Here is a 10,783-nt window from a genome sequence, read left to right as displayed (position 1 = left end):
GAGACCAAATAGCTACTACAGAAAATGGAGATGCTACTATTAACAACCAAGCCGGACGCGATATTAATACTGGAGACCAAATAGTAATAGGCGATACGACAAGTATTACCAACCAACCAGGTGGAGAATTGAATACTGGCGAAATCATTGAAATTAGCCCACCACCAAGACTAACAGGAAATATTTCGCCACAACCATTACCTCCAACACCAGTAACTCCACCTCCTGCACCTCAAGTGGAACCCCCAGTAACTCCAACTCCTGTAGTTAAATTAGTGGAACCGCCAGTAACTTCAGCTCCTGTAGATAACTTAGTGGAACCGCCAGTAACTCCACCTCCTACATCCCAAGTCCAACCGCCAGTAACTCCACCTCCTACACCTCAAGTCCAACCGCCAGTAACTCCACCTGCCATACCTGAAAATATTCCTCCATCTAACAATTCTGTCACAACCAACACTCTCCAATTAGTGCAAAGTGACAGTACGATAACTACTGCAAATAATCCTAATCTCTCCAACCAACAGAGCGACGATCAGCAAGGCAACCTGAACACAAATACTGCTAACGCCTTACGAAACATCAATACTATCAATAGTACGCCCCTAACTGTAACGGCAAATTCCCAAACATTGACAAGGATAGAACAAAATCGCAACAATGAATTTGCCGACTACTTTGGAAAAGAACTATCAAGTCAAATCACATCTACAGAAAATATTCGAGAAGTTCTCACGGATATCGCCCGTCAAACAGGCAAAAATTCAGCCATTATCTATGTCACTGCTTACCCAGAAGAACTGCAACTCATATTATATACGCCAGGTAGCGACCCTATCCTCAAAACTATTCCTGATGCTAACCGTAAACAGCTAATGAAAGCTGTATTAAAGTTACGCGCACACATTACAAATCCCGCTCGTCGTTATACTGATAGTTATCTGCCTCCAGCACAACAATTATATAATTGGTTAATTGCACCTATCTCAGCAGAATTAGAAGATGCTCACATTGATACTTTATTATTTAGTATGGATCAAGGTTTACGAAGTTTACCTATTGCTGCATTACACGACGGAAAACAATTTTTAATTGAAAATTATAGCCTCAGTTTAATTCCTAGTGTGAGTTTAATGGATACTAATTATCGCCCTCTTCAAGATACTAAAGTATTAGCAATGGGAGCCAGNTTACGAAGTTTACCTATTGCTGCATTACACGACGGAAAACAATTTTTAATTGAAAATTATAGCCTCAGTTTAATTCCTAGTGTGAGTTTAATGGATACTAATTATCGCCCTCTTCAAGATACTAAAGTATTAGCAATGGGAGCCAGTAAATTTACATCTGAAAGTCCTTTACCAGCAGTACCTGTGGAGTTAGAAACTATTTCTCAAGAGTTATGGCAAGGTAGTAAATTTATTAATGAAGAATTTACTCGTAATAATTTGTTGAATGAACGAAAAAATTATCCTTATCCTATTATTCACTTAGCCACTCATGCAGAATTTTTACCAGGTCTCCCCAGCACTTCCTATATTCAGTTATGGGGTGATGACAAAATAAGACTAGACCAAATTCGGGAGTTAGGTTGGAGTCAACCCCCGGTTGATTTGTTGGTATTATCTGCTTGTAAGACTGCTATGGGAGACAAAAACGCCGAATTGGGTTTTGCCGGGTTAGCAGTAGCAGCAGGAGTGAAATCAGCTTTAGCAAGTATTTGGTATGTGAGTGATGAAGGAACATTGGGGTTGATGACAGAATTTTATACTCACCTAAATAATACCAAGATTAAGGCGGAGGCGTTAAGACAGGCGCAATTAGCAATGTTGCGAGGAGAGGTCGTTATTGCAGGTGGTGAGTTAAGGGGAAGTGGAACCCGTGGTGCGGTGGTGTTACCATCGGCGTTAGGAGATGTTGAGAATAATAATTTATCTCATCCTTATTATTGGGCGGGGTTTACTATGATTGGTAGTCCTTGGTAATTAATAATGGATAATTGATAATTAATAATGGATAATTGATAATGAAAAACTCAGAACAAACATCCTGGAATACAGTCAAAGAAACGTTCAAAAAAATCTGGGGATACGATGATTTTCGACCCCCACAAGGAGAAATAATTAACTGCTTATTAACAGGAAAAGATGCCCTAATAATAATGCCAACCGGAGGCGGAAAATCAATATGTTTTCAACTTCCCGCCCTCCTAAAAACTGGCTTAACATTAGTCATTTCTCCCCTAGTTGCCCTAATGGAAAACCAAGTACAAGAATTAAGCGATCGCTCCCTACCTGCCGCCCTACTCCACAGTCAACTTACCCCACAAAAAAAACGACAAACATTCCAAAAATTAGAACAAAATAAACTCAGACTACTCTACCTTTCCCCAGAAACATTATTCAACCAAAAAATATGGAATTTACTATCTCAACCCCAGACAAAAATCAACGGTTTAATATTAGATGAAGCTCACTGCTTAGTACAATGGGGAGAAACATTTCGCCCTGCTTATAGACGTTTAGGAGCAGTCAGACCAGCGCTAATAAAATCTAAACCACCAGGTACAAATATTGCTATTGCAGCATTCACCGCAACTGCCGATCCTCAAGCGCAAAAAATTATTAAAACTACCCTAAAACTACAAAATCCAAAACCATTTTTACTCAGCCCTTACCGAAATAATTTACACCTAAAAATTCAACATATTTGTACTCCCAGAAGTCGCCGTCAACAATTATTTAAGTTTATCAAAGCCAGAGAAAAACAAGCAGGTTTAGTTTATGTGAGAANTCACCGCAACTGCCGATCCTCAAGCGCAAAAAATTATTAAAACTACCCTAAAACTACAAAATCCAAAACCATTTTTACTCAGCCCTTACCGAAATAATTTACACCTAAAAATTCAACATATTTGTACTCCCAGAAGTCGCCGTCAACAATTATTTAAGTTTATCAAAGCCAGAGAAAAACAAGCAGGTTTAGTTTATGTGAGAACCAGAAAAGACAGTGAAAAATTAGCAGAAATCTTACGAGAAAAAAATTATCAAACTACAGCTTATCATGCAGGTTTAAGTGCAGAAGAAAGAAGACATATTGAGAAAGTTTGGATAGGTGGAGAAATAAATTTTGTAGTCTGTACTTCTGCCTTTGGAATGGNTATCATGCAGGTTTAAGTGCAGAAGAAAGAAGACATATTGAGAAAGTTTGGATAGGTGGAGAAATAAATTTTGTAGTCTGTACTTCTGCCTTTGGAATGGGAATAAATAAACCAGATGTGCGATGGGTAATACATTTTCAAGCACCATCACTTTTATCAGAATATATTCAAGAAGTTGGTAGGGGAGGTAGAGACGGAAAACCAGCAGAAGCTTTAACTTTAATTAGCGAACCGACTGGTTGGTTAGACCCGGAAGATAAACAAAGACAAAAGTTTTTAATGGATAAATTAAGGTCGCAATATCAAGCAGCAGAAAAATTAATTAAACAACTGCCAACTACGGGAAATATTGATAGTTTGATAGATGAATTTCCTGATGCAGCGATCGCTTTATCTATTCTGCATTCTTCTGGAAAATTGAGATGGCGTGACCCGTTTAATTATATTATTAATAAGTCTAGTAGTGGTAAAAAAGTATCTTTAAATTACAGTTCGGGAGTTGAGGAAATGAATAAATATTTTTCTACTAGAAAATGTCGATGGCAGTTTTTATTAGAAGCATTTGGTTTTTCTCAGGAAGCTGAAAATATGCGTTGCGGTCATTGTGATAATTGTATTAGGGAAGGAAGAATTCATTAATGGATAATTGATAATGGATAATTGATAATGGATAATGGATAATTGATAATTGATAATTGATAATTGATAATTGATAATGGATAATGGATAATGGATAATTGATAATGGATAATTGATAATTGATAATTGATAATTGATAATTACCTCTCCCTAAAACGGATAGGATTGATAAAAGGAAAATAAATTCATTGTTTCTCCTTGATCATGAGAGGCTTTAAACCTTAATTATATGGTAAGCTAAGACGCATTTTAAATGTGTCTTAGCAAGTTAGAAGTAATAACGTTGTATTCTTAACTAGGCAGACAACAAAGATGTGTTTTAAATGCTTAACAGCCGATCGTATCTGGATAAGAGCGTGATCAAAAAAACTTTCTCCTTTTTATACTTTAGTTTCTCCTCTCTTCCCTTCTGACTCCTGTAGGAAAATCAGATTTCAAGCCTCCTATTGAAGTAGGAGGTACTGTTAACTGTTAACTGATAACTGAAATGACTTTTGACTTGTTAATTTTGACTTCCGTAAAACGGTATGAGTTGGCAGAAATCAGGTAAAATTCTCAAGTATATATCGAGGATGTATACTATGCGTTGGATGCGATACGTTAAAATAGCTCTAGTCAATACAGTTGGAGCATTAGTAGGAATTATTTGGGTGCCTCTACCTCAAGCAGTGGCACAACCTTTAGTTCCTAAGAAAGCAAACTCAGAAGTTTCTGTGCTGGAAACTATCAAGTCGATTAACAGCAACATAGAAATTCCTAAAAAAGTAAGTTCACTACCAGAACTTTACCAGATTAGAGACAAACTAAAAGTAGAACTTAATAAGGTCTCTAAAATGCCAAATCTCCAAGAAGTAAGAGAACCTTGGCAATACCAATTCCAAGTACGACAATATGAAAAAACTCTGAAAGACTTCCGCCGTGTAGAAGCAAAAATTATTAAAGAAGAAAAAGCTGCTCAAANTAATAAGGTCTCTAAAATGCCAAATCTCCAAGAAGTAAGAGAACCTTGGCAATACCAATTCCAAGTACGACAATATGAAAAAACTCTGAAAGACTTCCGCCGTGTAGAAGCAAAAATTATTAAAGAAGAAAAAGCTGCTCAAAGTTGGAAGCAAGCACTGAGTATAGCAACTAATGCGGTAGCAAAAGGAAAAAAAACAGAGGCAAATTATCAAACTTGGCAAGAAGCAGAAAATCTATGGTTAGATGCAATTGATAGTTTGCGTCAAATACCTCAAGATTCATTGATGACAGATAAGGCGATCGAAAAAATGATCGAATATCAGGGGTATTTAGCAGTTGCTTGTTATGAAAAAGTAATAGCAGCAAGAAAATGGGAAGAAAATATAGAAAATAATACAACTCCCAAAACAACAAATTATCCACCTATTGCATATAGTTTATCTCCTGGTTTCACAATTTATGGTGATACTAACAGAGATGGGGAAGTGGATGAAGCTGATAAGTCAGGCAGAGAAAAATGGTCTTTATCAGAAGGTGCGTTGATGTTATTTAATAATGATGATGATAATGGTGATCGAATCCCAGACTGGCGAGATGGGGATGTTAATGGTGAAAGTGATGTAGAAGATTTAGCTATTGTTAATATTCNGTTTCACAATTTATGGTGATACTAACAGAGATGGGGAAGTGGATGAAGCTGATAAGTCAGGCAGAGAAAAATGGTCTTTATCAGAAGGTGCGTTGATGTTATTTAATAATGATGATGATAATGGTGATCGAATCCCAGACTGGCGAGATGGGGATGTTAATGGTGAAAGTGATGTAGAAGATTTAGCTATTGTTAATATTCAATTGGCAGAAAACTATAGGGATGCTCAAATATACATTTCTACAGACACAGATGTTACTAGCTATATTAATGTATTTCAAAAAACAGAATCTGGATGGCAACCAGTAGACATTTCTGGTACTGAAGCGTTAATACCCAGGGAGAAAATAGTATTAGGTGTAGAAGCTAAACAATTTGCCGATCGCAACTGGAAAGGAGTAGTTAATTTGAAGGCGATCGCTGAAAAAAATGGTAGACAAATTGCTTCTGATAGTATTCAAATAGGTGTAGTTCCTTGGTTGATGTCTCCTAACACTGCTGCCGTTAAAGAACTTCACGTTAGCGAACGAGGTTATGCTAATCAAGAGTTTATTGATAAAATCAGAGAAATTATTGAAAAAACAGGTGCAACAGCAAAAATTAATCCTGGTGGCACTACCTGGATGCAAGATACTCAAGAAATAGGTTATGTGCAGTTTCCCAGTCAAGGTAAAATGCGCAATATGAATGTTGCTCTCAAAGCTAACCGTCCAGGAGAGAACGATCGCTATGCTAGAAGTCTCCTCAAAGAGAATTTTGGTTGGTTTGAAGTCGGTAAACCCAGACAACTAGATCCTCTAAATAGGTGGGCAGATGCTTATGGAAATCTAGAAGTGACTCCACCTTTGCCGGGATATCCTATGGGAAGAGTTTATTATGGTAAAGCCGGAGAAGTAGGTATGAATCCTGATATTATTGACTTCATTAAAGCACAAAGAATTCAGGGTCCGCCAGTGGATGTTGATACTTCTTGGTTAATGATTCGTCATGTAGATGAAATTATTAGTTTTATTCCTAGTAAATTTGGCAAACCTTTAATGTTAATTGTGAGTCCAGAAGCGGGGGTAAAATTATTAGAAGAACTAAGTGAAGAAGGCTATGGGCAAGCTGCTATAAATCGTGGTTTAAGCACTCAAACAACAGTTAGGGCTGCGTTGAAAAATTCTAAGTTAATTCAGCATAATCTCTATTTACAAAGGGAAAAATTAAACCCATTAATTGAGAAGTTAAAACAGGAATTTAATCTCAGTGATGACCAGATAATTCAAGTGCCAGCTATGTTTGGATATAGCGGTTATTCTTGGTGGCCAAATATGGTTAATTCGGTGGTAATTAATGGAGAATTATTGGTTTCAAATCCTGGAGGAGCATTAATTAATGGCAGAGATTATACTGAGGAAAAATTCCGCAGGTTGGTGGCTGATTCTAGTTTGAATATTAATTTTATGGATGATGGATATTATCAACAATTAAGAGGAAATGTTCATGATGCTACGAATACAACTCGCTTAGGAAAAAATCATCCTTTCTGGGAATCTTTATCTGATAATATGTCAGAGTTTAGGGTGCAAAATTTAGATGTGACAGGTATGAGATAATATAGAAATTAGTAATTAGCTATTAAGAATGGTTTGATTCATTAATGGATAATTGATAATTTATAATTACCTCTGGTTAAAATTGAGAGGATTGAATATAAGGAAATATCCTAGCACTTTTTTTATCCTTAAAAGGAGAGGCTTTATACCTGTATTTTTCGGTAAGGATTCAGCGGTTAGCAGTCAGTAGTCAGCTATAGCAATCCTATTTTATTCGTGGCAAAAATCTTACTGCTTTTTAGGCAACAGGCAACAGGCAAGAGGCAACAGGTAGGAGTTTCAAGTTTTTTATCTACTTTTTGATTTGTCGCGACCTATTTAGGATTGCTATATTAATTTATTACCTTTTGAGCAGGAATTAGTATTGATAGATTTAAGGATAATTAAAAGTATTGGAAAAAAAACTGACCTTGACAAAGGAGAGTGTATATTCATTATTTATGAAACAGCTAAAAGCTGACTGCTAATAGCTGAATGGTCAGATATTATGTCTGGATAAATACTAACTATAAAGTCATTCCGACTCGAACGGAATGAAAGGAATAAATCTCAATGTTTTAGATATTTATTTTATTTATTCCTAATGGTAAATATTTAACTGGACATGATATAAGTGCTAATACAGCCAACAATTTAAAACTTGTAGAAAGGGAGAAAAAAATGTCAGATTTTATGGATTTTTTGAAGCATAAATATGCTTATGTTGCTCTGGGAGAATTTAAACCTGGAAAGTTTCAAGAAGCAAAAGAACTTTATGAAAAGGCAGTTGCTACTTATAACGAAGGTTTTAAAGGAGCTTATTTATTGCAGTTGCCAGGAACAGATAAAGGTATTGCTGTAATTTTTTGGGAAGGAGTTGAAGATATGGATGCTAATCAAACTGATGCTTATAAGGCAGCATTGGCAGAAATGTCGCATTTATTTGCTAAACCACCAGAAACTAATTTTTATGAGACTGTTACTGAGATTTTACCAGAGTAAGGGGGAATTTAGAATTCAGAATTTAGAATTCAGAATTGCTGCTGAATTTAGAATTCAGAAGTCAGAAGTTAAATTCTGAGGGAATTTCATCTCAGTCAGATAAATTAGTCGCGGGCAAGATGCCCGCATCAGAATTTAGAATTTAGAATTTAGAATTTAGAATTCAGACCAAACTGCATAAGCAGACAAGATTCGATCGCCTAAGCGGAACGGAGTTCTATCTTCCCACACCTCCCCACCCTTCCCACACTTCCTACTCCCCTACTCCCCCACTCCCTCACTCCCCTACTTCCGCGCGATCGCATAATAACGCCAAGGAGCCGGATAACCTTCAACAGTCAAAGATGGATCGTCAGGATGCAGAAACTCTGACAAACTATCAATATTTGCCCAAGTAGTGCGTCGTTGCTNCCAATTAGCAAAAGTAATGCTATACTTAGGCGACATTTTAGCCATTAATTAAGTAATTAATACAGATATAATAAATTTTTTGCCAATCTGAGTCAATTTAATCTTAGTTATTACTTTTTTTACTACTCCCCCACTCCCTCACTCCCCTACTTCCGCGCGATCGCATAATAACGCCAAGGAGCCGGATAACCTTCAACAGTCAAAGATGGATCGTCAGGATGCAGAAACTCTGACAAACTATCAATATTTGCCCAAGTAGTGCGTCGTTGCTCTTCAACCGACAAAGGTTCGGCAAAAAAACAATTGATATCGCTAAACCCCGCTCTCGCTATCCAATTTTCTAAACAAGACTGGGTGGGGAGAAACCAAATACCCCGCGCTTGAGCGTAACGTTTTTGGGGAGTGAGCGCTACTGGTAAATCTCCTGGAATACCTTGACAGTCAATAATAATTTCACCTTTAGGTGCTAACGCTTCTCGCATTTTGCGCAACAAACCAATGGGATCAGTGTGATGATAGAGGATACCCAGGCAAAAAATAGTGTCAAAAAATTGGGGATAGTAGTGAATATGTTCGACTCCTAAAAGTTCAAATGCCAGCATTTTTTGTTTGACAATATTTTGGATAAGTTGAAAATTCCAGAAATGTTTAGTGTAGGGTTCAAAACCGATAACTAATTCTGGTTGTTGAGCTGCCATCCGAAACATAAAATAACCGTTGTGGCAACCGATGTCAGCGACTTTGCGATTTTTGAGAGAACTAATATGTGGCAAAATGCGCTCCCATTTCCAGTCGGAACGCCATTCTGCATCGATAGTTACGCCGAATAGTTCAAAAGGACCTTTTTTCCAGGGGCAAAATGTTTGCAAGGAGTGGATAAAACGTTGTTTTTGCTCTGGGGAGAGTTCATCAGAGTTACCTACTTTGATAACTGCATTGGAAAAGTCGAAAAAGTCGGTTTGAATATCTGTTATTGTTTGTACTGCTTCATAGTATTTTTGATTAGAGGGTTCAAATAATTTTGTTTGTCTTTCTTGACGGATTTTTAATATTGCTTCTGTGTTGATGGGGGTGTTGTATTTAGATAAATAATCTGGGGAAATATAGCCGATATTTTTGTTAAACATAGTCATTTCAGTTATTAGTTATAAGTACCTCACCATCCTCTGTGAGGTACAGTTTTTGTAACACAAGCAGGATGCTTGTTACAGGCTGGAAGCCTGTGTTACAAAAATTTGAGTGGCTAATTCTTGTAGGTTAGCTTCAGTTTCTTGTGGCAAATAAATTGTTGTTAGTTTCATTAGTAAGATTCTCAAAAAAAACAGAGATTTTAATTATAGATCATCGCTTAACGCTTTCTTCAATTATCCTAATCTCTTCCTCTGTTAATCCATACAATTGATACACTATCTCATCAATCTCTCTTTCTAATTCTGTGGTGTCAGTTTGAGGATTTTTGCGTTTTATTTCAAGAATTTTATCAACAATCTCGGTAACACACGCATCCTGCGTGTCTGTCGGTTTTGGGATAGGAATTTGAGAAACATAAGGGGTTTGCATAGCAAACGCATCTCCTTGTAATTTAGAAGTTATATAACCTAAGAAAAACCAAACTAACTTTGAGTTAAGCAAAGCTAACAAAAATAAGTTAGAATCAGGTATGAGAAATGTTTTATTATTAGAATAAGCCCCTGATGTATCCCAAGAAAAAGCTTGATAAGTTGCGATTTCTTGATATAAGATTTTAGGGGTATCAAAATCTTTATAATAAGCAATATTATCTTGTATTTCATACCACTGATAACTTCCAGCTTTTCTTCCTCCTTTGATACCAGGGGTCAGCCTTTCTTTATACTGACTTAAATAATTTAAAATAGCAGGATATTGATTAATATCAATTCCCCGACGAGTAAAAATCAACCATAAATCAGGATTATTAACTACCCATCTTTTAACATCCTTACCCCGTAAAAAAGGTTTCAAAACCTCCTCCGAGGAAGGATGTTTGTTAATTAATCTATCTCTTGTTTTCCTATCAACAATAAACGCTTGGTTAAACCCTGTTTTAATCCCATAGTAAAACTTTCCATTAACATACTCTCCTAATGGCGTCCCTGTATTTTTCAACTTCTCTAATAACTGTAAAACTGTATTATTTTCTAATTGCCACCCTTCAGGTTTTAGTGCTTTTTGTTCAATCTCAAAACTCTCTTCATTAAAGATATTAATAAAATCATCAATAGGTTTACCCATCTCCCAATTTAAGACTTTTACAGTAGCACAAGCATCTTGCTTGTTAGATTTATTTGACACTCTAGAAGAGTTTGTTACAGTAGCACAAGCATCCTGTTTGTTAGATTTATTTGACACTCTAGAAGAGTT

The 10,783-nt window shown here is 36.4% G+C and carries 6 protein-coding genes and 4 pseudogenes; 7 read left to right on the top strand and 3 right to left on the bottom strand.

From position 1 onward, the window contains the following. Positions 1-875 precede the first annotated feature (875 nt). The 7 genes and pseudogenes from AFK68_RS42610 to AFK68_RS25820 form a co-directional block, all read left to right on the top strand. Positions 876-1,189, top strand: a pseudogene (locus tag AFK68_RS42610) (CHAT domain-containing protein); the annotation flags it as partial. 1 nt (position 1,190) lies between these two features. Beyond that, positions 1,191-1,985: CHAT domain-containing protein (locus AFK68_RS42605; RefSeq protein WP_246844464.1), on the top strand; the 795-nt coding region annotated here is incomplete at its 5' end. A 41-nt stretch (positions 1,986-2,026) separates the two neighbouring features. Continuing rightward, positions 2,027-2,792 (top strand): annotated as a pseudogene (locus AFK68_RS25850) (DEAD/DEAH box helicase); the annotation flags it as partial. A gap of 198 nt (positions 2,793-2,990) precedes the next feature. Next, a pseudogene (locus AFK68_RS46490) lies at positions 2,991-3,159 on the top strand (helicase-related protein); the annotation flags it as partial. Position 3,160: 1 nt separating this feature from the next. Then, positions 3,161-3,799 (top strand): helicase-related protein (locus tag AFK68_RS25840; protein ID WP_210407628.1); only part of this gene is annotated, 639 nt, incomplete at its 5' end. Positions 3,800-5,449: 1,650 nt separating this feature from the next. Then, the gene (locus AFK68_RS25825) at positions 5,450-7,009 is read left to right on the top strand and encodes a protein-arginine deiminase domain-containing protein (protein ID WP_246844466.1); all 1,560 of its coding nucleotides are present in this window, start codon (positions 5,450-5,452) and stop codon (positions 7,007-7,009) included. 660 nt (positions 7,010-7,669) lie between these two features. After that, positions 7,670-7,990 (top strand): antibiotic biosynthesis monooxygenase, encoded by a 321-nt coding sequence (locus AFK68_RS25820; RefSeq protein WP_094676284.1) that lies wholly within the window; start codon positions 7,670-7,672, stop codon positions 7,988-7,990. 285 nt (positions 7,991-8,275) lie between these two features. On the opposite strand, the pseudogene AFK68_RS25815 reads toward AFK68_RS25820, so the two are convergent. The 3 genes and pseudogenes from AFK68_RS25815 to AFK68_RS25805 form a co-directional block, all read right to left on the bottom strand. Then, a pseudogene (locus AFK68_RS25815) lies at positions 8,276-8,400 on the bottom strand (DUF1698 domain-containing protein); the annotation flags it as partial. Positions 8,401-8,547: 147 nt separating this feature from the next. After that, complete coding sequence (cmoB, locus tag AFK68_RS25810) at positions 8,548-9,534, bottom strand: tRNA 5-methoxyuridine(34)/uridine 5-oxyacetic acid(34) synthase CmoB (protein WP_246844463.1); 987 nt, start codon at positions 9,532-9,534, stop codon at positions 8,548-8,550. A gap of 208 nt (positions 9,535-9,742) precedes the next feature. Then, entirely contained in the window at positions 9,743-10,654 is a 912-nt protein-coding gene (locus AFK68_RS25805) for a TaqI-like C-terminal specificity domain-containing protein (RefSeq protein WP_143438258.1), read from the bottom strand. Between the last annotated feature and the right edge of the window lie 129 nt (positions 10,655-10,783).

The sequence above is a fragment of the Hydrocoleum sp. CS-953 genome (assembly GCF_002260545.1).
In the GTDB taxonomy this organism is placed as follows: Bacteria; Cyanobacteriota; Cyanobacteriia; order Cyanobacteriales; family Microcoleaceae; genus Trichodesmium.
The sequence above is the reverse complement of the archived record's forward strand: the minus strand, read 5'-3'. Positions and strand labels throughout refer to the sequence as shown.